Origin of the sequence: Prevotella micans F0438, assembly GCF_000243035.1 — a bacterium.
Classification (GTDB): domain Bacteria; phylum Bacteroidota; class Bacteroidia; order Bacteroidales; family Bacteroidaceae; genus Prevotella; species Prevotella micans.
Genome location: NZ_JH594521.1, coordinates 209,250 through 232,703 on the forward strand (window position 1 = coordinate 209,250; position 23,454 = coordinate 232,703).

17 protein-coding genes are annotated in these 23,454 nt (G+C 47.3%); 11 read left to right on the forward strand and 6 right to left on the reverse strand.

Annotated elements, in window-relative coordinates:
• Window positions 1–474: 474 nt before the first annotated feature.
• The gene (trhA, locus tag HMPREF9140_RS00800; protein WP_006951090.1) at window positions 475–1,134 is read right to left on the reverse strand and encodes a PAQR family membrane homeostasis protein TrhA; all 660 of its coding nucleotides are present in this window, start codon (window positions 1,132–1,134) and stop codon (window positions 475–477) included.
• Window positions 1,135–1,197: 63 nt separating this feature from the next.
• Window positions 1,198–3,459, reverse strand: coding sequence for a ribonuclease R (rnr, locus tag HMPREF9140_RS00805; protein ID WP_018572340.1), 2,262 nt, complete (start codon window positions 3,457–3,459; stop codon window positions 1,198–1,200).
• Between the two features lie 80 nt (window positions 3,460–3,539).
• Between rnr and HMPREF9140_RS00810 the strand changes: the two genes are divergently transcribed.
• Window positions 3,540–4,532, forward strand: coding sequence for an NAD-dependent epimerase/dehydratase family protein (locus HMPREF9140_RS00810; protein WP_006951092.1), 993 nt, complete (start codon window positions 3,540–3,542; stop codon window positions 4,530–4,532).
• 36 nt (window positions 4,533–4,568) lie between these two features.
• Window positions 4,569–5,534 (forward strand): phosphatase PAP2 family protein, encoded by a 966-nt coding sequence (locus HMPREF9140_RS00815; RefSeq protein WP_006951093.1) that lies wholly within the window; start codon window positions 4,569–4,571, stop codon window positions 5,532–5,534.
• Here the strand turns inward: HMPREF9140_RS00815 and ribD are convergent.
• Window positions 5,488–6,450: a bifunctional diaminohydroxyphosphoribosylaminopyrimidine deaminase/5-amino-6-(5-phosphoribosylamino)uracil reductase RibD gene (ribD, locus tag HMPREF9140_RS00820; protein WP_006951094.1), complete on the reverse strand. Its 963-nt coding sequence runs from the start codon at window positions 6,448–6,450 to the stop codon at window positions 5,488–5,490. The two genes, HMPREF9140_RS00815 and ribD, sit on opposite strands and share 47 nt — an antisense overlap.
• 27 nt (window positions 6,451–6,477) lie before the next feature.
• On the opposite strand from ribD, the gene prmC reads away from it, so the two are divergent.
• From prmC to HMPREF9140_RS00850, 6 genes are all read left to right on the forward strand, one after another.
• Window positions 6,478–7,335 (forward strand): peptide chain release factor N(5)-glutamine methyltransferase, encoded by an 858-nt coding sequence (gene prmC / locus HMPREF9140_RS00825; protein ID WP_006951095.1) that lies wholly within the window; start codon window positions 6,478–6,480, stop codon window positions 7,333–7,335.
• A 445-nt stretch (window positions 7,336–7,780) separates the two neighbouring features.
• Window positions 7,781–10,405, forward strand: coding sequence for an SLBB domain-containing protein (locus tag HMPREF9140_RS00830; RefSeq protein ID WP_006951096.1), 2,625 nt, complete (start codon window positions 7,781–7,783; stop codon window positions 10,403–10,405).
• A 16-nt stretch (window positions 10,406–10,421) separates the two neighbouring features.
• A complete protein-coding gene (locus HMPREF9140_RS00835) occupies window positions 10,422–11,771 on the forward strand; it encodes an MATE family efflux transporter (RefSeq protein ID WP_006951097.1) in 1,350 nt (449 codons plus the stop codon).
• 12 nt (window positions 11,772–11,783) lie between these two features.
• On the forward strand, window positions 11,784–13,049 hold the full coding sequence (locus HMPREF9140_RS10895) for a glycosyltransferase (RefSeq protein WP_006951098.1): 1,266 nt from the start codon (window positions 11,784–11,786) through the stop codon (window positions 13,047–13,049).
• A 1,198-nt stretch (window positions 13,050–14,247) separates the two neighbouring features.
• A complete protein-coding gene (locus HMPREF9140_RS00845; RefSeq protein WP_006951099.1) occupies window positions 14,248–15,387 on the forward strand; it encodes a Wzz/FepE/Etk N-terminal domain-containing protein in 1,140 nt (379 codons plus the stop codon).
• Between the two features lie 22 nt (window positions 15,388–15,409).
• Window positions 15,410–16,558 carry an EpsG family protein gene (locus tag HMPREF9140_RS00850; protein ID WP_006951100.1) on the forward strand — a complete coding sequence of 383 codons (1,149 nt, stop codon included), beginning with the start codon at window positions 15,410–15,412 and terminating at the stop codon, window positions 16,556–16,558.
• Window positions 16,559–16,697: 139 nt separating this feature from the next.
• On the opposite strand, the gene HMPREF9140_RS00855 is transcribed toward HMPREF9140_RS00850, so the two are convergent.
• Window positions 16,698–18,065, reverse strand: a complete 1,368-nt coding sequence (locus HMPREF9140_RS00855) for a pilus assembly protein N-terminal domain-containing protein (protein ID WP_006951101.1) — start codon at window positions 18,063–18,065, stop codon at window positions 16,698–16,700.
• Window positions 18,066–18,360: 295 nt separating this feature from the next.
• Here HMPREF9140_RS00855 and nadB point away from each other — a divergent pair, with 295 nt between their 5' ends.
• The 3 genes from nadB to nadC are packed head-to-tail and all read left to right on the forward strand — an operon-like array spanning window position 18,361 to window position 21,878.
• Window positions 18,361–19,956, forward strand: coding sequence for an L-aspartate oxidase (gene nadB, locus HMPREF9140_RS00860; protein ID WP_006951102.1), 1,596 nt, complete (start codon window positions 18,361–18,363; stop codon window positions 19,954–19,956).
• 18 nt (window positions 19,957–19,974) lie between these two features.
• Complete coding sequence (gene nadA, locus HMPREF9140_RS00865) at window positions 19,975–20,967, forward strand: quinolinate synthase NadA (RefSeq protein WP_006951103.1); 993 nt, start codon at window positions 19,975–19,977, stop codon at window positions 20,965–20,967.
• A gap of 35 nt (window positions 20,968–21,002) precedes the next feature.
• A complete protein-coding gene (gene nadC / locus HMPREF9140_RS00870) occupies window positions 21,003–21,878 on the forward strand; it encodes a carboxylating nicotinate-nucleotide diphosphorylase (protein ID WP_006951104.1) in 876 nt (291 codons plus the stop codon).
• A gap of 89 nt (window positions 21,879–21,967) precedes the next feature.
• On the opposite strand, the gene HMPREF9140_RS00875 is transcribed toward nadC, so the two are convergent.
• Together HMPREF9140_RS00875 and HMPREF9140_RS00880 are read right to left on the reverse strand one after the other, a co-directional pair.
• Entirely contained in the window at window positions 21,968–22,882 is a 915-nt protein-coding gene (locus HMPREF9140_RS00875; protein ID WP_006951105.1) for a ribonuclease Z, read from the reverse strand.
• Between the two features lie 10 nt (window positions 22,883–22,892).
• A complete protein-coding gene (locus HMPREF9140_RS00880; protein WP_025073370.1) occupies window positions 22,893–23,453 on the reverse strand; it encodes a lipocalin-like domain-containing protein in 561 nt (186 codons plus the stop codon).
• Between the last annotated feature and the right edge of the window lies 1 nt (window position 23,454).

The window sequence follows — 23,454 nt, forward strand, 5'->3', positions numbered from 1 at the left end:
GCCGCAAAAGTAGCAATTCTTTATGGACAAATTGAGACCTCTACAACTAGTTTTAAGACGAATAGGGAGATTCTAACGTATCCAAAGTGTTTGAAAACGTCGCTGCTTTTTGGTTCGACCCGTCCAACGTGTTTGAAGCGTTACTTTTTTTTAGTTCGGCTCTTCCAACGTGTTTGAAGCGTTACTGTTTTTTAGTTCGGCTCTTCCAACGTGTTTGAAGCGTTACTGTTTTTTAGTTCGGCTCTTCCAACGTGTTTGAAGCGTTACTGTTTTTTAGTTCGGCTCTTCCAACGTGTTTGAAGCGTTACTGTTTTTTGGTTCGGCTCTTCCAACGTGTTTGAAGCGTTACTGTTTTTTGGTTTGGCTCTTCCAACGTGTTTGAAACGTTGCTGTTTTTTAGTTCGGCTCTTCCAACGTGTTGGAAAGCATGTCGAGTTGAAGGGGAGTATTTAACGGGATGTATTACGGATAGAATCAGAGATATTCTGAAAGAATTTGCCAAACGGCGACGAGGTGGCAGAGTGTACCGAGGATAACGAAGAAATGGAAAACGGTGTGCATGTATTTGCGGCGATGGAGAGAGTAAAAAGCTGCACCGGTTATATACATCACGCCCTCGGCTATTATCCATGCGATGGTTTGGGAGGCAAGAACTTGGAAAAGCGGACGGAAGGCAACGACGACCGAGAGTCCCATACCGACGAAAGAGAGGGTTTCGAGATTACTGTGGTCTTTGAGTTTACGGAATGTGAGCATCGTACCTGCTAGTGCGCATAACCACACGAATGCAAATAGTGCCCATCCCCATAAACTTTGATTTCGTAGGGCTATGAGGGTTATGGGCGAGTAGGAGCCGGCAATGTGCCAGTAGATTGCGGCGTGGTCGAACTTTCGGAGCGTTTCCTTGTATCGTGAGTGGGCCGAGAGGGCGTGATAGGCGGTTGATGAAATATAGCTTGCAAGCATTCCGAAGATGTAGAGCGTTATGGCGAATATTGCCCAGCGGCTGTGGGCGACGATGGTTCGTGAGAGGAATAAGATTCCGAAGATTAAACCAAGGATTATTCCGGCTCCGTGACTCCAGGCGTTCCATAGCTCTTCGCGGTGCGAGAAGAATATTTTTCGGGTTGTCATGCGGTTTGTGGTATGTAAAAACTCCTCTCTGTTTAGGGGAGAGGAGATTGTGATGATGAGATTTTATCTTTTTCGTTTGGATTTCTTGCGGTCCTTTGCAAGAGAACTTTGCTTTGTATTTCGGGCAGGCGAATCGGCCAGAGTGAAATCTAACTGCTTTCGATCGAGATTGGCGTTTGCCACTTGTATGCGTATCGGGTCGCCGAGCTGATATTTATGGTGTCGGCGTCGACCGATGAGACAATAGTTGTCTTCGTCGAAGTCATAATAATCATCGTCCAGGTCGCGCATCGGAACGAGTCCTTCGCAATGATTTTCGTCGATTTCAGCGTAGATGCCATAGCTCTGGATGCCGCTTATGTGGGCGTCGTAGATTTCTCCTAGATGATTGCTCATGAACTCTACCATTTTATATTTGATTGAATCGCGTTCGGCGTTCTGTGCAACCTGCTCCATGTCGGAGCAATGCTCGCAAAGTTCTTCGCATCGCTCTTTGTTCACCGATCGACCGCCGTTTTGATAGCGAGTTATTAGTCGGTGTACCATCGTGTCGGGATAGCGTCGGATGGGTGAAGTGAAATGCGTATAGTAGTCGAAGGCTAGACCGAAGTGCCCTATGTTGTGCGTGGTGTATTTGGCTTTCATCATCGAGCGCAGGGCTATGGTTTGAATGAGTTTTTCTTGCGGTGTTCCCTGCACATCTTCAATAAGGGTGTTGATTGCACGTGCTGTTGCGCCTTTGGTTGACGACGATTTGAGCCGATAGCCGAACTTAGCGGAGAACTGGCGGAGATTCTCGAATTTCTGCGGGTCGGGATTGTCGTGCACACGATAGGGTAGGGTCTTGGCTTTCTTACCTTTCGCAACCTTACCGACACTTTCGGCTACATGGCGGTTGGCCAGCAGCATGAACTCTTCGATGAGCTTGTTAGCGTCTTTGGAATGTTTGAAGTAGCAACTTGTTGGGTGCCCGTCTTTGTCGACGTCGAAATGGAGCTCTTCAGAATCGAAGTTCACGCTGCCGTCTTTGAAACGTTGTTTGCGGAGCTGCTTTGCTAATCGGTCGAGAGTTATGATTTGCTCGGCATATTCGCCTTTATATCCGTTTTTGCCTGGTTTGGGGGCGGGCCTGCCTGTTCCGTCAACCACTCCGTTTTGCTCGAGAATCTGTTGTGCCTCCTCGTAGGCATAGCGTCGATTGCTTTTGATGACGGTGTGAACCACGCGGAATGCTTTTACGTTGGCGTCGTTGTCGAGGTCGAATATCGCGCTGAAGGCAAGTTTTTCCTCGTTCGGCCGAAGCGAGCAGATGAAGTTGCAGAGGCGTTCGGGCAGCATAGGAATGGTTCGGTCGACAAGGTAGATTGAGGTGGCGCGTTGTCGAGCCTCACGGTCTATTATGTCGCCCTCTTTCACGTAGTGCGAAACGTCTGCAATATGCACTCCCACTTGCCATAGATTCTTGTCGAGCTGGCGCAGGGAGAGCGCATCGTCGAAATCTTTAGCGTCTTTCGGGTCGATGGTACAAGTCCACACATCGCGGAAATCCTCGCGCTCGGCAATATCCTTTTCGGTTATTTCTGCGTTAATTTTCTCGGCCGCTTCCTCAACGCGTTTGGGGTATCTATAGGGCAAACCGTATTGTGCCAGAATGGAGTTCATTTCAACATCGTTGTCGCCCGCCTTGCCCAGCACATCAATAACTTCTCCGATTAGGTTCTTGCTGTCTGAATCGGGCCATTTGGTTATCTGCACCAAGGCGCGGTCGCCCGTTGTACCACCTTTGAGTTTCTTTTTGGGAATGATGATGTCGTGCACGAACATATTCTCCTGAGTGATGAGTAGGGCAAAGTCGCGTTCAACCTTCAGTTTACCTACGAATGTATCTTTTCTTCTTTGCAGAATCTCGATAACCATTGCTTCTTTGATGTGATTGCGCCTTCGGGCCATGAACTGTACCTTTACTCGGTCGCCGTTGAGTGCCGACATCGAGTTACGCTCCGAAACAAACACGGGTGTACCTCCATCGTCGGGTTGGAATGTATTCTTCCCATTGGCTTTGCGAATGAACGTACCCTCCTGAACCTGTCCTTTCGTGTTGAGCATGTATGCATTTTCGCCGGCTTTTGATAGGAAGTCATCCCACGCCATATCTTCCATCACATCGATTGCAAGCATCTTCAGCGGATGGGTGTTGAGTTTGAGAGAATGGAAGATTTGTTTGATACTGAATATACGTTCGGGCTGCGCCTGGAAAAAGCTTGTCAGCATTTCGAAGATTTGTTTTTTAGTGAGTCGTTTTGTGCTTTTATGTTCTTTTTTCATAGGGCTTTGACTGTGAATTTATTTCCCGACAAAGTAACTCAAAAGTTTATACCTTTGCAAGCGTTCCAAGCTAATTATTAATGGATAAGATACTTATAACGGGCGGTTCCGGATTCATCGGGTCGTTTATCGTAGAAGAGGCTTTAAATCGAAATATGGAAACATGGGTAGCGGTGCGCTCCTCTTCATCGCGCAAGTTTCTGCAAGATACACGAATCAGATTTATAGAACTCGATTTCTCGTCGGAAGAGAATCTGAGAAAGCAACTGGCCGGACACAAGTTCGACTATGTTGTTCATGCTGCGGGCGTAACCAAATGCCTCGACAAAAACGATTTCTTCCGTATGAACACCAACGGAACAGCCAATCTGGTAAATGTGCTATCAGAGCCCGACTGGATGCCCCGAAGAATGGTATTTCTGTCGAGTCTCAGTATCTTCGGAGCAATTAGGGAACAGCAACCTTACAAGGATATCGAGCCTACTGATCAGCCGAAACCTAATACAGCTTATGGGGAAAGTAAACTAAAGGCTGAGAGGATTGTGACAGAGTCGGGAATCCCATCTGTCATTCTTCGTCCAACAGGTGTCTATGGTCCGCGGGAGAAGGATTATTTCCTGATGGCAAAATCAATCAAAGGACATGTGGATTTCGCCGTGGGCTATAAACAGCAAGACATAACTTTCGTCTATGTGAAAGACGTTGTGCAAGCCGTGTTCCTAGCACTCGACCGTGGAAAACCTGGAAGTGCATATTTCCTCACCGACGGAGAGGTTTATCAAAGCGCTACGTTCAGTAAGCTCATTCACGAAGCCCTCGGACGCCCGTGGTGGATAAGAATAACCGCACCCGTATGGGTGCTGCGCGTCATCACGTTCTTCGGTGACGCCATCGCACACATCACGGGCAAAATATCAGCCCTTAACAACGACAAATATCACATCTTGAAACAACGTAACTGGCGTTGTAATATCCGTCCGGCAATCAACGAACTTGGGTTCGCACCTGAATATAACCTGAAGAAAGGCGTGCGCGAAACCATTGAATGGTATAAAGCGAACGGATGGTTATAAAACTTTCTCAAGCCAGAGAAACACACAGAAATTATCATGCAAAAAACAACAATAAAGAATCTTTTTCAGCTCGAAAAGAAACCCCTCAAAGGTCTCATGCCTTTAGAGTGGGTTGTGATGGGCTATTTGCTCTTCACACTCATAGTTATTCTCTTTTTATACACCAAGATGAATAACCCGCAGGAACTTATATTCGGCCGATTGCGCGTCGTTGCAATGACCGCTGCACTGTGGGGAGTCTATAGAATTGCGCCTTGCCGATTCAACCGACTAGTGCGGGTAGGTGCGCAAATGGGATTGCTAGCCTGGTGGTATCCTGATACCTACGAAATGAACCGGCTTCTGCCTAATCTTGACCATTTGTTTGCCGCCTGGGAGCAGTCGATATTCGGTTTTCAGCCAGCATTGCTGTTCCACAAGGAATTTCCCGACGCCGTTTTCAGTGAACTTTTCGATATGGGTTATGCGGCCTATTATCCAATGATAGCCCTAACGGTTGTTTATTATTTCATCTGGCGATATAAGGAGTTCGAGCGAGCATCGTTCATTGTTTTGGCATCGTTTTTCATTTACTACGTGATATTTATTTTCGTCCCCGTCGTAGGCCCAACTTTCTACTATCATGCGGTGGGAATCAAAAACATATCCGACGGAGTCTTCCCCAACGTTCACGACTATTTCAACACGCATCAGGAGTGCCTGCCGAGTCCTGGATACACAAGCGGACTGTTTTACAATCTTGTCGAGAGTGCTAAAGAAGCTGGCGAACGTCCAACGGCGGCATTCCCTAGCTCGCATGTAGGTGTGAGCACCATTTGCATGATGCTGATTTGGCATAGTGGCAACCGAAAACTTCTGGCCGTGATGGCGCCATTATATATTTTGCTTTGCTGCGCAACGGTCTACATCCAGGCGCACTATCTTGTAGATGCCATTGCTGGTTTAATTAGCGCGGTTATAATTTACTTCCTGCTGTTCTACATTTCAAATAAGTTTCGATAATGTTTCCATAGTTCTCCACCCGAATCAGTCGGGCCGAAGATGGGACAAGCGGCGCCCTAACTCCCGAAGGTATCGGGCCAACTGAATAAGTAGATGTTTCAACGCGCAATTCATCCCAGAGCTCCTCATTTATGAAGCTATTGAGAGTATTAGCACCGCCTTCCACTATGATACTTTGTGCGCCTTTGTCGTAGAGCGATGAAAGCAGGCCGAGAATATTTATATCGCCACTAAGAACAATCTTTTCAGGATTCCTGCCGCTCCAAAATCGCACGTTAAGCTGCGGATGTTCCAGTTGTTCGGTTCTGTTCCCCACGATTATTGCATCTGTCTCGGCGCGCATCTTGTGAACAAGCATCTGTGTGAACGTCGTCGAGATGTGAAGTTGTTGCGTAGTTCCGGTTCCGATGAATCCATCGGCCGTCTGCGCCCATTTCAATATAATATAAGGTCTATGCAAGGTGTTGCGAACAACGAACTGCCTGTTCAGCTCAAGACATTCGGCCTCTAGAACTCCCACCGCAATTTCGATTCCAGCTTTTTTGATTCGTTCTATTCCTCTGCCGTGAACCGACGAGAATGGGTCTATCGAACCGCAAACAACCCTACGAACACCTTTCCTTATAATCAAGTCGGCGCAGGGTGGAGTCTTCCCGTAGTGCGAACATGGTTCCAAGCTAACATACACCGTAGCGCCGGAAAGCAGATGTTCGTTGGATGCACTAATCGACTCGAAAGCATTCACCTCGGCATGCGCTTCGCCGAATTTTGCATGATAACCCTCACCGATAATCCTACCGGTGCTATCGACGATAACCGCACCAACCATAGGATTCGGTCGCGCTCCCACTCTCCCGTTGCGAGCCAATTGTAGGCATCGCCGCATAAACATCTCGTCCAGCTCTATTCTGTTCATTCTCTTAATTTTTAATTTTGCGTCGTCATGACCTACAAAGATTTATATCTCAAACTCATTCCTTTATACGAACCATCCGAGGCTCGTGCCATTGTTAGAATGTTGCTCGAAACCGAGTTCGGATTCTCGCAGGCCGACCTTTACACGGACAAAGTTAACCAATTGCCAGCTGAGCATTCGAGACTACTTGCTAGAATCATTGAAAGACTAGCCAACGCCGAACCGGTGCAATATGTTCTGGGCCGCACCGAGTTCTTTGGTCGATGGTTTAAAGTGAACCCGAACGTCTTAATTCCGCGTCCCGAAACCGAGGATTTATGTCGATGGATTCTTTCGGACGTAACCCGCCCGTTTTGCGGTCTGCAACCTCCGCCGGCCTTAAAGATTCTCGACATCGGAACCGGCAGCGGTTGCATAGCCGTGACCCTTGCTCTAGACACACCGAACGCCCAAGTCTCGGCTTGGGATATATCGGCCGACGCTCTCCTCACAGCCCGCGAAAACGCCATAAATCTCAATGCCGCCGTGAACTTCCAACTTGTCGACGCCCTCAACCCTCCGCCCATTAGCACGAACCAGAACATAATCGTAAGCAACCCGCCCTATATAACCGAGCATGAGAGGCAAACCATGGAGCCAAATGTGATTCGTTATGAGCCGGCAACTGCCCTATTCGTTCCCGATTCGAATCCTCTCCTGTTCTATCGCGTAATATCTCTATTCGGCATGGAATCTTTGCAGAACGGCGGTGCGATATACTTCGAAACAAATCCGAATTACCTCCCCGAGATTCATGACTTATTAACCACACTGAATTATACCAACATCGAAACTCACGCCGACCGATTCACCTGTGTACGATTCATCAAAGCAATCAAAAAGTGATTCTCGACAATCTATTTTGAGTTCCTAGAAACTCTTTATCTAATCTGATACGTCAGAATAGCGAAAAAGTTTATTTACTATTCATCTGATGCATCATAACAACGAAAAAAATTGCTGGCGACTCTTCTAACACGTGATATAGAGCGAAACAGTTTGCTATACCCCTAAAAGCTACGTTGTGAGAAGGCAACAACATTGAGTTAGTGGTTGTTTAAGGGTTATTATCTTACCTTTGCAACAAGAAATGTGTGATGAACTAAATACGGAACGATAAACACCATCAAACTTGAGATAATCTGAATGAGTGTAAAGGGCAGCAACTTCTTGTTTGTGAGACTGCAAACCGAACGAAAATTCTTCATCAAACAAAATAAATAGAACAATTTGAGCGTTATTTGCTCGTCTGTTCTGAACAGAGTCAGTGGTAAGAAATTCTAAACATTTTATGAAAAGATATATCTTCTTCATCCTCTTCTCACTATATGCAATGAGCATGGCGGCACAATCGTCTATGACCGACACGCAGGTTATGGAGTTTTTGCGAAAGGAAATCAAGAAAGGTACGCCGCAATCGCAGATAGTAACTAAACTAATGCAAAGTGGTGTTGATATTTCGCAGATTCGTCGCGTGAGGAGAACTTATGAAAAGATGAAAAAAGGTAGCGAGGCTTTCGGAGCCACTGATGGCGCTAAAACCGATGGTTCAAGCGATGATAGAACCCGGAAGAATAACGGACAACTCACACCAACTCCAAAGAATCGTAAGGTAATTGCCGAAGAAACACTGAAAGATTATCGCGAGAACGATGAATATGCCGTCGGACGAATCAGTAAGGAACGTTCAATACGCAACACCTACGATGAGAAAGACGGTGAATTTCTCGAGATGCAGGAGGAAATGGACGACTGGTTGCCGCAGGACACCGTGGCGATGTATGAGGCCCTAATTAAACGACTCGGCAAGAATAAGAAAGAGGTCTGGGGACGCGACATTTTCAACAACCGCAACCTATCGTTCGAGCCGAATATGAACATGGCGCTTCCGCGCAATTACAGACTAGGCCCGGGAGATGCCGTCTTTATCGATATCTACGGTGCATCGCAAAAATCTATCGAAACAACCGTTGCTCCCGACGGAATAGTAACCATCGAAGGTTTCGGTCCTATTCAGGTTAGCGGTCTAACCGTGGCGCAGGCCAACGAACGCATACGTCAGAAAATGGGGCAGCGCTATAGCAACTCAACTATACGCTTGTCGGTAGGACAAACCCATACCATCATCGTGAACGTGGTGGGCGAGGTGAAAACGCCGGGAACCTATACCCTATCGGCTTTTGCCACAGTGTTCAACGCACTTTATATGGCCGGCGGAATAGGCGACCTCGGTACACTTCGAAACATAAAGGTCTATCGCGGCGGACGTCTCATCAGCACTGTTGACGTCTACGACTTCCTGCGTCGTGGACACTTGAGCGGTAATGTCCGATTGGCCGATAACGACGTGATTGTGGTTGGAGCTTACGACATGCTGGTACAGGTGAGTGGAAAGGTTAAGCGTCCGATGTTTTACGAAATGAAGCGCGGCGAAAGTCTAGGCACGCTCATTCGTTATGCTGGCGGATTTGCGGGCGATGCTTACTCCAAGTCAGTGCGCGTGAGGCGTAAAACGGGGCGACAATATTCCATCTTCAACGTGAATGAATTCGAGATGAGTCGTTTCCGACTGGCCGATGAAGACTCCGTTAGTGTTGATTCGGTTATTCCGAGATATGAAAACATGGTCGAGATTAAAGGCGCCGTGTTCCGCCCAGGGATGTATGAGGTTGGCGGACAAATTAACAGTGTGCGTTCGCTCATTCACGCCGCCGAAGGACTAACCGAAGTGGCTTTCGGCACACGAGGCGTGCTTCACCGTATGAAGGCCGACCGTACGCTCGAGGTTATATCTGTAGACATCGCAGGAATCCTCACCGGTAAGACGGCCGACATCCCTCTGCAGAACGAAGATTTGCTTTTCGTGCCTACCCGAACCGAGGTGAAAGAAGAACAAACTATAACCATACACGGTGAAGTTCTCTATCCCGGAACATATAAGTATGCCGATAACGAATCGCTTGAAGACTTCATACTCCAGGCCGGCGGATTGAAACAATCGGCCTCCACCGTAAGGGTCGACGTGTCGCGCAGAATGGTTAATCCGCGAGCCTTTACAACCGACTCCATCATAGCCCGAACATATTCGTTCGCCCTCAAAGACGGTTTTGTTGTTGACGGCGTTCCCGGCTTCGTGCTCGAGCCCTATGACGAGGTGTTTGTGCGTAAGAGCCCTGGTACATCGCGCCAGCAGAACGTTACCATCGAAGGCGAGGTGATGTTTGCCGGAAGTTATACCATGAGCTCACGCAATACCAGGTTGAGCGACATTTTTAAGTCGGCCGGCGGGGCAACCGATATGGCCTATATACAAGGAGCGCGAATAGAACGCAGACTCAACGATTTGGAGAAGAAACGAATAGAGGAGAACTTCAAACAGAAACTCGACCAGGAACAGAAGGACATGGTTCAGCTAGCCATCAAGAGTAACAACGCCGCCATCATGCAAGCCATGCAGAACAATCGCGAGGCTGCCGAGAAGAAGTTCCGCTTGCCCGACAGCTATCCTGTGGGTATCGAACTTGACAAGGCAATCGCTAATCCAGGCAGCGATGCCGACGTAGTTCTCCGCGAGGGCGACCGCATCATTGTGCCGCAATACGATGGAACGGTGAAGATTAGCGGAGCCGTTATGTCGCCCAATTCGGTGGGTTTTGTCGAGGGTAAGAATGTGGCCTACTACATTGACCAGGCTGGCGGATTCGCTTCCGATGCCAAGCGTAGTAAAACCTACATATGCTACATGAACGGCAAGATGGCTAAGGTTGGACACAACGCCCGTGTGCGCCCCGGTTGTGAAATCATTGTGCCTAATCGCACGCAAAGCAGGCTGTCTCTGGCCGAGACGTTAAGTATCGGAAGTAGCGCAGCCAGCATTGCCGCCATGATGGCTACGATTGCGAATCTGCTCAGATAAAACCACAGCCCTTGTTATGCTGGATAAACTAAGGAACGCTCTCACAGGCACGAACGGAAGAAACAAGATATTGGTTCGCAATATCTTGTTTTCTGCTATACTGAAGGTCATCGGACTGGCAACGTCGCTCATTGTCGTGAGAGTCACACTGCACTATCTCAACAACGAGATTTATGGCATATGGATGACCATCACATCGATAATCTATTGGATATCCGTTTTCGATATCGGCATGGGCAACGGCATGCGCAACTATATGACCATGGCTATCTCGAAGAATAACTACCCAGAGGCGCGAGCTTATCTCAGTACAACTCTCTTTGCGCTAACTGTGATTGCTCTGGTGGCTGTGGTGCTGATGATTCTGCCCCTCTCGCTGCTCGATTTCAACAGTGTGTTCAATACTCGTGTACTACCTTCCGACGAGCTTCGTAACGCTATGGTTGTGGCTTTCGCTTTCACGATGATGCTCTTCGTTATGAAGAATATCAGCTATGTGTTCATGGCCATGCAGAAGTATGCTTTGGCCGACCTTCTCACCGTTGCGAGTAATGTTGCCGCCCTTGCAATTGTCTATGTTCTCACGAAGACAACCCAGGGCAACCTATTGCTTGTTGTTTTGGCATTCACTGCTGCCCCCGTTGTAACCTATCTTTTGGCGGCCATACCATTCTTTGTGCGCTATCCGCAGCTTCGCCCTCGGTTCGGCGAGTTCCGCAAGGACCTTCTGTCGAAAATTGTCGGGAAAGGGCTGAACTTCTTCTTCATCCAGATAACAAGTTGTTTGGTAATCTACGGCGCCTCGAACATGTTTATCATTCAGTTCTGCGGGCCCGAGTCGGTAACGGTTTACAACATTGCCTACAAGTTCTTCAATCTCATGGCCATTGCCTACACGGTTATCATTTCACCCATGTGGAACGCCTATACCGACGCCTACATAAAGGGCGATTATGCCTGGATAAGGTCGAACTTCCGGACATCTCTATGTTCCTGGCTCATGATAGAAGTAGTTGGCGTTGTTATGCTTTTCCTTTCGCATTGGTTCTACAGACTATGGGTCGGTTCGGCCGTGAGCGTTCCCCTTAGCGTGTCGTTGAGTGTATTTGCATTTATCTCGCTGTTCAATTTCAACAATGCTGCGACCTATCTCATCAACGGTCTCAACAAAATTCGCGTGCAGATGATAACCTCCATCGTTGTCACCGCACTATATTTGGCTGCCATGCTTTGTTTCGGTCACCGCATAGGCATCGAAGGAGTAGTGTTCAGTATGGCCGCCGCCTATTTGGTGATGGGTGCGATTCATTTCTATCAATGCCGACTGCTCATAACCTCGCGTGCAAGCGGGATATGGGATAAATAAATTTCTCGGAAGATGAAGAACAAGGTGAGCATCATAACCGTTGTATTCAACGACGCAGCAAACATTCGGGAAACCATTGAGAGCGCCCTTGGGCAAACTTATCAGGAGAAGGAATATATAATCATAGACGGCGGCAGTACCGACGGAACTGTGGAGATTATAAATGAATATGTCGACAGGATAGATTATTTCTCGTCCGAGTCCGACAATGGTATTTTCGATGCTATGAACAAGGGCGCACAACATGCCGCAGGCGAATGGATAAACTTCCTCAACTCCGGCGACACTTTCGCCTCGCCCCGCGCTCTGGAGCAGGTAATCGAGCTTGGTAAAGCAGATGAGGCCGATGTGATATATGCCGACAGTATTCAAATCAGCGGGCAGGATAGTCTGGCCATATCGACTCCTGACGACGCATCGCAGTTGGCCCTTTATCCAATATATCGCCACGGTTCATCGCTCGTCAGAACTCGCCTGCAACTCGAATATCCTTTCGACACGGCGCAGTCAAAAGCCCTCGGATTCGCACTCGACTATCACATGATATACACCCTCTTCCGCTCCGGATGTCGCTTCTGCAAGGCAAACACCACCCTGCAAACCTACCGGCTCGAGGGTACATCCAATTACCCCTATCGCAGTTTGCTCTACAACTACCGAATCACCCGTCGCGGCGGCTCGCTACTTGCAACAACCCTCTTTTTCCTTAAAGGAACGGTGCGCCAGATGCTCAAGTCGAGCACGGCATACCGATGGATGTTCGCCTTTCTGGAGGAATATATGGTTAACGATATTCTGCCGCATATTCCCTTCTGGGCCTTGCGCCGACCGCTACTCCGAGTGGCCCGATTGCGTATCGGCCAGAAGAGTTTCATCATGAAACGGTGTTACATCATGAACGCCAACCGCGTTGTTATAGGTAATTACACCCATCTTAACCGTGGTTGCATGCTCGACGCCCGCGGGGGAATCGAAATCGGATCGAATGTTTCGTTATCCTACGATTGCAGGCTCATCACCGGCAGTCATTCCGTCCGTTCGCCTCACTTCTCGGCTAGCTATCTGCCCATCCGCATTGGCGATTATGCCTGGCTGGGCGTTGGTGCAACCGTTTTGCAGGGCGTTACGGTGGGCGAAGGGGCCGTAGTGTGTGCCGGCGCTGTCGTTACTCGCGATGTTGAGCCTTACGCCATCGTCGGTGGAGTGCCCGCCCGAAAGATAGGTGAGCGGCCCAGGGGGGTGGACTACCATTGCGTATGGGATGCTCCTTTTACCTAGCAGTTATATGCTTCATCGCCTTCCGTCACCCCTTCGGGGTTAACGTCGACCGGGCATGATTACAGGGGTTTCGCTGTCGCTCCACCGCCTGCCTGTGGTCTTGCCACCCCTACGGGGTTCCGTCGCTTCGACGAGAGGGCGACAGTCGTCCCTTGCGGTGGGTGATAGCCGTCCCTAAGGGTGGGTAATAATCGCTCCTAAGGGTGGGCGACAGTCGTCCCTAGCGGCAGGCAACAACCGTTCCTAAGGGCGGACAATAGTCGTTCCTAAGGGTGGGCGATTGTCGAGTCGGAGGAGCCCCGGAGGGGCGGTGGACCATAGGCAGGTGGTGGAGCCCGGCAGGGCGGAACCCCTGCACAATAGTCGACCTCAAGTGGAGAGCCCCGAAGGGGCGACGGAACGTAATCAGACTGTACAATCCCTGACCGCAGGGAGACGACGAAGGCGACAAACGGGCGTCCGTCACCCCTTCGGGGTTAACGTCTACCGGGCATGATTACAGGGGTTTCGCTGTCGCTCCACCGCCTGCCTGTGGTCTTGCCACCCCTACGGGGTTCCGTCGCTTCGACGAGAGGGCAACAGCTGTCTCTAGCGGCGGGTGATAGTCGTCCCTAAGGGTGGGTAATAATCGCTCCTAAGGGTGGGCGACAGTCGTCCCTAGCGGCGGGTGATAATCGTTTCTAAGAGTAGGCAACAGTCGTCCCTAGCGGCAGATAACAGCCGTTCCTAAGGGTGGGCGATTGTCGTTCTTAGTCGAAGACAACAGTTATCCCTAAGGGTGGGCAACAGTTGTCCCTAAGGGCGGGTAACAGTCGTTCCTAGCGGAAGACAACAGTTGTCCCTAAGGGTGGGCAACAGTCGTTCCTAAGGGTGGGCGGTTGTCGTCTAACTTAAGTGTCGGTTTTCGTTTAACTTAAGTGTTGATTGTCGTTTAACTTAAGCGGTAAACCGATGCCTGTCCAATCACCCCTCGAGCCGAAGAGGCCGAATCCATATAGAGGCCGGTGGGCCCGAATATAAAGTATGGATATATGCCCGATACAACCACAAGGGGCGTTCTGTAATCGATGATAACGTCGGGCCTGTTGGCTCGCATATTTTTCGGCCTAAGGAGCGAGGGGTGACCGGACAGACATCGGAGCTATACTCCACCCCGGAAACATACGTGATTAATAAAGAACACCTAGTTTTATAGAATATGAAAGAAGAGAATCCATCGAAAGAATTTGACATCATACGAGCGCTTTCGAAAATGTTCAAGCGAAAATGGTCGCTCGCTATATTCCTTATCACCTTCACGGTGTTGGGAATTATCGTGGCCGTCAATAACCCGAAAACTTACACGTCGGAAGTTATTCTAGCCCCCGAGATTCAAAGTGGAGGTCTGTCGGACAATATATCCGATATGGCTTCTAAATTCGGATTCGATATAGGAGGGAAGAAATCGCCCGATGCCATATATCCCGAGATATATCCCGTTGTGGTGGGCTCGACAGAATTCATTAGAAACCTGTTCGACGTGCGAGTACGAATCGTGGGCAACGACACTGTGAGAACCTATATCGAACATCTTACCAAAGACAACAAAGCCCCATTCTGGGCGCTGTGGATGCTGAAACTGTCGCAGAAAATGAACAAGAACGATAAACTGCTCAAAGCAGGCGCAGGCACCGGCGAAAAAGATGAGTTCCAGATGTCGAAGCTCGACTACGACCGGTGCGAAATAATCCGAGCAAACGTGGCATGCCTGGTGGATAACAAAACAAGTATCATCACCATTTCGTGTACCGACCAAGACCCGCTCGTGGCAGCTATCTTGGCCGACACTATCCAGCAACGACTGCAGGAGTACATCAACAAATACAAAACAAAGAAGTCGCGTAACGACGTGCGCTACTATAAGAAACTCGTCGGCGAGGCACTCGCAGGCTACAAGAAAGCACAGGCGAAATACGCCGCTTATGCCGACTCTAACCAAGACCTAACGTTGCAAATTTACCAGTCGAAAGTCGAAGAACTCGAGAACGATATGCAGATGAAATATAACGTCTATACCCAGATGATGGCCCAATATCAAGGCGCAATGGCCAAGCTGCAAGAGTCGACTCCTGCCTACACCGTTCTGCAACGCCCCGTGATGCCCTATAAAGCATCGAGCACTCCGCGGTCGCTTATCGTCGTGGCCTTCTTCTTCCTAGGCTTCCTTCTCGACGCCGTGTGGGCACTGCTCATCGCACCGCATCTGCCCCGGACACGTTTACCGAAGATTCCCAAAATGCCAGACTTCTCGAAGATGCAACTGCCAAAGCTGAATAAGCCGCGCGACTGGTTTAAATAACTTCATAGGCCTAAAACAAGAGATGGTCACCACACCCGTACCCTATTTCACCCTTGTTGCCCTGCTCGAGGTGTGTGCATTCTTCTATGCGTCGCCCTCGGCAAACGAGCGGGTGAAGCAATACAGTACGGGGTTTGCCATCTTCTTCTTCTTCTTCTTTCTGGCCTTCCGAGGATTCATCTTCAGCGACTGGATAACCTACTATTCCTACTTTCACCAAGCTAAGCTGAGCGATGTTTTCGATTATAAACTTGGGATGATTGATAATTTTGAACCCGGTTTCGTGATTCTTAACCTCGTGTGCCGAGCAATGTTCGACGAATTTTTCTTCTTTCAGTTCGTGATATGTCTCGCAAACCTGATTCTTCTGCTCAATTTCTTCAAAGGACGAATCGATAACATACCCTTTGCACTGATGCTCTACTTCGTGTTTGGCGGACTTGACATAAGCATCAACCTCTTCCGAAACTCAATGGCTATAATGCTTTTCCTCAACGCCCTGCCGTTCCTCGAAAAACGCCAGCCTGTGCCTTATTTCACGCTCTGTTTGCTGGGTGCTTCGTTCCATGCTACGGGTCTCATCTATCTGCCGCTCTATTTCGTGCTGCATCGTAAGATGAACCGGTGGGTTTATCTAGGCATAATCATCGCGTGCAACATTATCTTCTTGCTCAACATCCCGGTTGTTCTCTCAACCGCAACTTTGCTGGGACTAGACGAGCAGTTCAGCGCAAAACTACGCGCCTATACCGAGCTTTACAACAAGGCAACGCCCTTCTCAATTGGCTATATGGAACGATTCATGACCAGCTTCTTAGTGATTTGCTACTACAATAAACTACGTGCGCTTAACAAGAGCAATACAATCTTTGTGAACGCTCTGCTTGGCTATCTAATTGCTTTCTTCTTCTTCAGTCAGTTCGACACGCTAAGCAAGCGTTTAGGCATGCTTTTCATCTTCTCTTATTGGATTCTTTGGAGCGAACTAATCAAGTGTTTTTCAATTCGCACCAACCGTAAGCTCTTTATAGCTTTCGTGTCACTCTATAGCCTTGTTAAGATATGGTCGTTGACCCGCTTGCCAAGTATGGAATACGACAATATCCTCTTTGGTCATAAGTCTTATCAAGAGCGCCTCTTCATATTCAATCGCACTTTTGAGGAACAATAATATTCCACCCTTTTCTGCTGAATAGAGTTACGGAGAACTAAGTTCTGGTAGTCGGATGATTTGCGTTTTTCAATGGCTATTTTATAGGCAACTCGGAGATTTCTTATAGCAAAAGAAATCTCCGAGTTGTTATGAATGGCTATCGATGTAATATTCCAACGATTTGTTTTGCATCGGAAGGAGCAGGTATTGTGGTAAGGACAACAATGAGCCTCTCGCCAATGAAGGAAGGCATAATCACTTGGTCGTTTTCCGAGCGGAATACGGGACTGATGGAGGCAACCGAACTCGGGGAGTTGTTATTTAACCATTGCTTGGTTTCTTCGAACGACCGGAGTATTACCGGTGAGCCACCTCCCTGTTTCGGTATGATTATAGTTCTGTCAAACTTGCCGAAGTTCTTTTCTCGGTCGTTATTGTCGACCATCTTGAACCATGTCTCTTTTATCTTATCCATATTTCCTTCGATGTCGGAGTATGACATCTCGATTTCTTTTATCGGCTCGTCCATCGGGGCTATGAACACTGCTTTGAAATTATTGGAATATCGGTCGGTACCTTTCATCATAAGCAATTGTCGTCCCGGTGGAATTATTCCAGTGCTGGTTACTCGGAAGAATTGTTCGCGAAGAGTTTCTTCGAAGCTCTTGCCAAGGAAGCGGAAATACCATTTCCATCTGTCATGTACAGTTAGCGATGCAACGATGATTTGCAGTTTACCTTTATCACACTGTAATTCGAGGTTTGTTTTGTCGTTGAATCTGAAATTGGTTTTGAGCAAATCGGTTTGCCAATCTACATCGTTCAACGCCTGAACGAACTGTTCTTTGGTTACGTACTTTTTGTAATCAGCATTCGGAAGTTTCCCTGACGCATCATATTTCCCGATGAACGAAACATGGTATTTCGCCTCTTTTTCGGCAGAGACTACTTCCAGAAGTTTCATGAATACTTCCTTATTATTGACTCTTTCCACCGGCGTTAGCTTAAAGACCACGTTCAGAGAATCAATCTGTTCATGCTCCATATTCATATTATTCCCTTCGAACGATATTAAGAAGTGGTTCAAGGTTGAATATTTCTGTACCTCGGAAGGCTCCTGTCCGTTGCTCAGCGCGCTGATTGTTCTGTCGGATCGCATGCCGAACAGTTCGATGAGTCTGCTGATGGAGGCGTTTACATAAGTGAGATTCACTTTTACGGCAATCTGGCTATGTTGTTTACTCAAGACATCTTCGACGGAAACTGAAGTGGAGCCTTTGGCTTTTCCGATTAGTAAGATTTCATGATTTTTAGTCAGTTCAGGCTTTACGATGGTTGTATCGGCCGAGACAATGTGATAAGAACCACTTCCTTGCGCGATGACAACCTTTGTAGTATCACCTTTTGCCAATGTGATTTCAGTTTTCTCGACTTTCAAGTCGGCATAATTCTCTTCTTTGTTACAACTACCTGTTGTAATTAACACGATGCCAGTCAAGGCAAATAATGCTAGTTTACTTCTCATAGATTTTTGTTTTTGAAGTTATAAATAAAAATTTTTGTATTTCTCCGCTATTGGAGAAGTGGCTGCAAATATACAGCTGTTTGTTCATAAACACTCTTCTTTGCGATTCTGCACTTAGGAATATCAATACAAAGTCGAAAGAGGACGATCACTAATTTAGGTTAGCACTAGCAATAATCACGTAGAGTATTCCAGGCTTACTACTTTTTCCTTGCATCGTATGAGCAACGCTTTAATTCGAGTAACTTTGCCCGTAATTATTCAGATCGTATGAAAACAGAATACATGAAGAACTATGATTCATAAATCAGATTTTCTTGTTATAGGTGGTGGCATTGCCGGAATGAGCTATGCTCTTCGCATAGCAAATGGTGGTAAAGGGAAAGTCGTGCTGGTTTGCAAGACAACTCTTGATGAAGCTAACACAACAAAGGCGCAGGGAGGTATAGCTTCAGTTACTAACTTGTCGGTAGACAACTTCGAGAAGCACATAGCCGATACTATAGTGGCTGGCGACTTTATTTCTAATCATCAGGCGGTGGAACATGTTGTTCGAAATGCTCCAAAAGCCATCAGTGACCTTGTGGAATGGGGCGTAAACTTTGATAAGAATAACGAGGGTACATACGATTTACATCGCGAAGGCGGACATAGTGAGTTTCGCATACTTCATCATGCTGATGACACGGGAGCAGAAATACAGCGCGGACTTATGGCGGCGGTGTGCAGTAATGAGAATATTACGGTGCTCGAGAATCATTATGCCGTAGAAATTATTACTCAACACCATCTCGGAATTGAAGTAACGCGTCGTACCCCTGATATAGAATGTTACGGTGCATATATTTTGAATCCTGTCACACAGAAAATAGATACCTACTTAAGCAAGATTACACTTATGGCAACAGGTGGTTGCGGTGCGGTTTACGGTACAACGTCGAACCCCAGTATAGCTACTGGCGATGGCATCGCAATGGTGTATAGAGCAAAAGGAACGGTTGCTGATATGGAGTTTGTGCAGTTCCATCCTACGGTGCTCTACAATCCGAAAGAAACTCGTCCGGCTTTTCTGATAACCGAAGCAATGCGTGGATATGGTGGTGTTCTTCGTCTTCCGAATGGTGATGAGTTTATGCAGAAGTACGATGAAAGACTTTCGCTCGCACCTCGCGATATCGTTGCAAGAGCCATAGACCATGAAATGAAGATACACGGACTTGCCCATGTGTGTCTTGATGTGACGCACAAAGATGCTGCCGAAACAAGAAAACACTTTCCACATATCTATGCGAAGTGCCTTAGCTTGGGAATCGACATAACCAAGGAGTTTATTCCAGTGTGTCCAAGTGCACACTATATGTGTGGTGGCATTAAGGTTGACCTAAATGGCGAGAGTACCATAAAACGACTGTATGCGGTTGGCGAATGCGCTTGTACAGGATTGCATGGAGGAAATCGCTTGGCAAGCAACTCGCTTGTCGAGGCTGTTGTTTATGCTAAATCGGCTGCAGAGCATTCTATTAGTGTTATCGACAACTATAAGTTGAACGCTAACATACCCGAATGGGTCGACACCGGAACACTTACCTATGAAGAACGGGTGCTGATAACACAGAGTGTTAAGGAAGTGGGTGAAGTAATGAGCAACTATGTTGGTATTGTGCGGAGTAACTTGCGTTTGAAACGTGCATGGAGCAGGCTTGATCTTCTTTATGAAGAAACCGAGAATCTTTTTAAGCAAGTAAAGGCAACGAAAGATATTTGCGAGTTGCGGAATATGATAAACGTTGGTTATCTCATCACCCGTCAGGCGATAGAGCGCAAGGAAAGTCGTGGTCTACATTATACAATAGACTATCCGAAGCATGCCAATGACTCGCAGAAAGAATAATTGATAAGACAATAAGATATGATAGAGAAAGAATGGATAGAACAGGGTTTTATTGACGAGCCAATATCTGTCAATACGGATGTAAAGGCTGAAATAAAACGTATGTGTAAAGAGAAGAATGCCGTGATTATGGCGCATTATTACACTTATCCGAAAGTACAAGACTTGGCAGATTTTGTAGGCGACAGTCTTGCCCTAGCACAGAAAGCAGCTAATACCGACGCTGATATTATAGTGATGTGCGGGGTGCATTTCATGGGTGAAACTAATAAGATACTTTGTCCCGATAAAACTATTCTTGTACCCGATCTAAATGCATCTTGTTCATTGGCGGAGAGCTGTCCCACTGATTCGTTCGAGCAGTTCATAAAAGACCATTCCGACCACACCGTGATAAGCTATGTGAATACAACGGCAGCAACAAAAACGCTCAGTGATATTGTTGTAACAAGTAGTAATGCCTGCCAGATAGTAGAGTCATTTCCTAAAGACACGAAGATTATTTTTGGACCTGACAAGAATCTTGGAGGTTATATAAATCGTATAACAGGTCGCAATATGCTACTTTGGGACGGTGCTTGCCATGTGCACGAACGCTTTTCCGTTGAAGGTATTAAGCAACTTAAACAACAGTACCCTAACGCAAAAGTATTAGCACACCCCGAATGTACGAGTCAGGTAGCCGAACTTGCCGATAAGATAGGTAGTACTGCCGCCTTGCTAAAGTTCAGTATAAATGACAAAGCGCAAGAGTTTGTCGTAGTTACGGAGGCAGGCATACTACACGAAATGCAGAGGCAGGCACCGCAGAAAACCTTCATTCCGGCACCATCGATAGAAGAACCGTATGCTTGCAACGAATGCAACCACATGAAACTAATAACAATGCGGAAACTCTACAATTGCATTAAGTACGAATGGCCTACGATAGAGATTCGCTCGGAAATAGCTGAAAAGGCAGTGCGCCCAATTAATAGGATGCTAGAAATATCAAAGAAACTCGGGTTGTAACACGCCATAATCCTTTCCACATATATTCAAACGACATGTTAAGAGTAGAAGAATTAAACGACCGATTAATTGACCTCGCCTTTAGCGAAGATATTGGCGATGGCGACCATACAACTCTTTGTTGCATACCTTCCGACGCCATAGGCGAAAGCAAATTGATGATAAAACAAGAAGGAATATTCGCCGGAGTAGACATTGCAAAGCGCGTTTTCCACCGCTTCGATCCCGAGCTCGCGGTAGAAATAAATATCGAAGATGGCGCACACGTAACCCCAGGCGATATAGTTATGAGCGTAAAAGGGCGCGAACAAAGTCTGCTGCAAACCGAACGCCTAATGCTCAACATTCTTCAGCGTATGAGCGGCATAGCCACCATGACCCACAAATACCAACAAGCACTTATCGATGCCGGCACGAAAACGAGAGTTTTAGATACTCGCAAAACCACTCCAGGTATGCGTATGCTCGAAAAAGAGGCTGTGCTTATAGGTGGAGGAATAAATCACCGTATCGGACTTTTCGATATGATTCTCTTAAAAGATAACCATATCGACTTCTGTGGAGGTATTCATAATGCTATTTCACATGCAAAAGCCTACTGCAAAGAAAAAGGTAAAGATTTGAAAATAGAGTGCGAAGTACGCAACTTCAAAGAACTCAACGAAGCATTGGTCGAAGGTTGCGACCGCATAATGTTTGACAACTTTACGCCAGAAGACACTCGAAGGGCCGTAAATATTGTTGCAGGCCGCTGCGAAACAGAATCGAGTGGCGGAATAACCTTCGAAAACATGATACCATATGCAAAAGCAGGTGTCGATTTCATTTCCTTTGGCGCACTCACACATAGTGTAAAGGGTCTAGACATGAACTTTAAGGCAGCCGTAAGTGATAAATTGGTCATGAAATAAGCTGGTAATCAATTTATATCAATAAGAACCACGCCACTTCCGAGCGATAGGTTCGAATTGGAGTTGTCTCTATTGGTTTGAAATTATTTTTAGATGTCGAAAGATTTCTCTTCGTCAGCCAGATGGGTATTGGCAAATATTTGGCGAGCTTCGTTTAGAAGAGGTGTTTCGTCGTTGTATCGTGCCGAATAATGGCCAAGGATGAGTTTACCTACTTGGGCGTCACGGGCTACGGTGGCAGCTTGGGAAGCAGTGCTGTGAAAATATTGGGCGGCACGGGCAACGTAGTCACTGGTATAGGTGCTTTCGTGATATAGGGTATTAATGCCTTTGATGAGTTCGTGAAGTTGGGGCATGTAACGGGTATCGGAGCAGTAAGCGTAGCTGCGAACATGATTGGGCGAGGTGGTTAGTTTAGTGTATGGAATTGTCTCGCCTGTTGGTGTATGCCAATCCATTCCATTTTTGATATTGTTTATTTGGCTTAGAGGAATGTTGTAGAAGTCAATCATTTCGCGACGTATGTGTGGTAGCCCAGGTTTCTCGCGGAATAGAAATCCGGTACATGGAATGCGGTGGTCAAGGGGGATGGTTCTGATGGTTAGACTTCGGTCTTCATATATGGTTAGGCTTTGGGTGGTGTCAATGGGGTGGAATATTACTTCGAACTCGAGTCCTTTGCAGAAGAAGTCGATTCCGCTTTTGAGCATCGGACCGAGTTCGGAGGGGGCGTAGATGTGTAGGGGAGCTGTTCGGCCAGTCATTCCAAATGTTGAAATCATTCCGGGAAGACCGAAACAGTGGTCGCCGTGGAGGTGAGAAATAAAGACGGCAATGATTTTATGGAAGTGTATTCGGCTACGCCGTAGTTGTATTTGAGTTCCTTCGCCACAGTCGACCATGAACATCTTGCCCCTGATTTCAACTACTTGGCTAGAAGCCGAGTGGTGGAGTGTGGGCAAGGCACTCCCGCAGCCGATGATGTGGACTTTGAATGGTTCCAAGGAGTGGAGGTTATTTTCTTTTCCGTGTAAAGTTGAAGATTCCTTCTTTGTTCTCTAAGCTCAATGTTTCGGCGTCGAGTTCGTAAACGTCGAAGGTATCTTTCGAGAGAATGAGTTGCCCATTGTAGATTTTCCATGATGTCCATGGATTCTTTTCGCTGTCGAGGTTTGAGATTATTACTCCACCGTCTTTAATTTCGAAGTTCCGGTCGAGGCTTGTCCATGTTCCCATGAGCGATGTTAGATTAATGGCTTTTCTGATGAAGAGGTCGCCATACTGTTTGTAGCCTATGGTAGCGAATCTGTCGCCTACGAGTTTCCCGCCTTTAACGACTTCGGCTGTATCGTCAGGGTTTTCGAGGAATTCGAGCGTATCGCCGTTATCGGTTACGAGGATGAGCGAGTTCATTCCGCCGTCAGCCATTGTGCCGTAGATGGTACTGTCAGCTGTGTTAATGGAGTCTAGGTTCTCCATGTTCTTTTCGAGCATGGGTTTAGCTTTATCGCCTTTGCATCCTGCGGCAATGAGGAATGTCATGGCTAGGATTGCTAGTGTTGAAAGTTGTTTCATA

Bases quoted from the DNA above. Each gene is read 5' to 3' on its own strand.
- trhA (WP_006951090.1), bottom strand. From the start codon at position 1,134: ATGACAACCCGAAAAATATTCTTCTCGCACCGCGAAGAGCTATGGAAC.
- rnr (WP_018572340.1), bottom strand. From the start codon at position 3,459: ATGAAAAAAGAACATAAAAGCACAAAACGACTCACTAAAAAACAAATC.
- HMPREF9140_RS00810 (WP_006951092.1), top strand. From the start codon at position 3,540: ATGGATAAGATACTTATAACGGGCGGTTCCGGATTCATCGGGTCGTTT.
- HMPREF9140_RS00815 (WP_006951093.1), top strand. From the start codon at position 4,569: ATGCAAAAAACAACAATAAAGAATCTTTTTCAGCTCGAAAAGAAACCC.
- ribD (WP_006951094.1), bottom strand. From the start codon at position 6,450: ATGAACAGAATAGAGCTGGACGAGATGTTTATGCGGCGATGCCTACAA.
- prmC (WP_006951095.1), top strand. From the start codon at position 6,478: ATGACCTACAAAGATTTATATCTCAAACTCATTCCTTTATACGAACCA.
- HMPREF9140_RS00830 (WP_006951096.1), top strand. From the start codon at position 7,781: ATGAAAAGATATATCTTCTTCATCCTCTTCTCACTATATGCAATGAGC.
- HMPREF9140_RS00835 (WP_006951097.1), top strand. From the start codon at position 10,422: ATGCTGGATAAACTAAGGAACGCTCTCACAGGCACGAACGGAAGAAAC.
- HMPREF9140_RS10895 (WP_006951098.1), top strand. From the start codon at position 11,784: ATGAAGAACAAGGTGAGCATCATAACCGTTGTATTCAACGACGCAGCA.
- HMPREF9140_RS00845 (WP_006951099.1), top strand. From the start codon at position 14,248: ATGAAAGAAGAGAATCCATCGAAAGAATTTGACATCATACGAGCGCTT.
- HMPREF9140_RS00850 (WP_006951100.1), top strand. From the start codon at position 15,410: ATGGTCACCACACCCGTACCCTATTTCACCCTTGTTGCCCTGCTCGAG.
- HMPREF9140_RS00855 (WP_006951101.1), bottom strand. From the start codon at position 18,065: ATGAGAAGTAAACTAGCATTATTTGCCTTGACTGGCATCGTGTTAATT.
- nadB (WP_006951102.1), top strand. From the start codon at position 18,361: ATGATTCATAAATCAGATTTTCTTGTTATAGGTGGTGGCATTGCCGGA.
- nadA (WP_006951103.1), top strand. From the start codon at position 19,975: ATGATAGAGAAAGAATGGATAGAACAGGGTTTTATTGACGAGCCAATA.
- nadC (WP_006951104.1), top strand. From the start codon at position 21,003: ATGTTAAGAGTAGAAGAATTAAACGACCGATTAATTGACCTCGCCTTT.
- HMPREF9140_RS00880 (WP_025073370.1), bottom strand. From the start codon at position 23,453: ATGAAACAACTTTCAACACTAGCAATCCTAGCCATGACATTCCTCATT.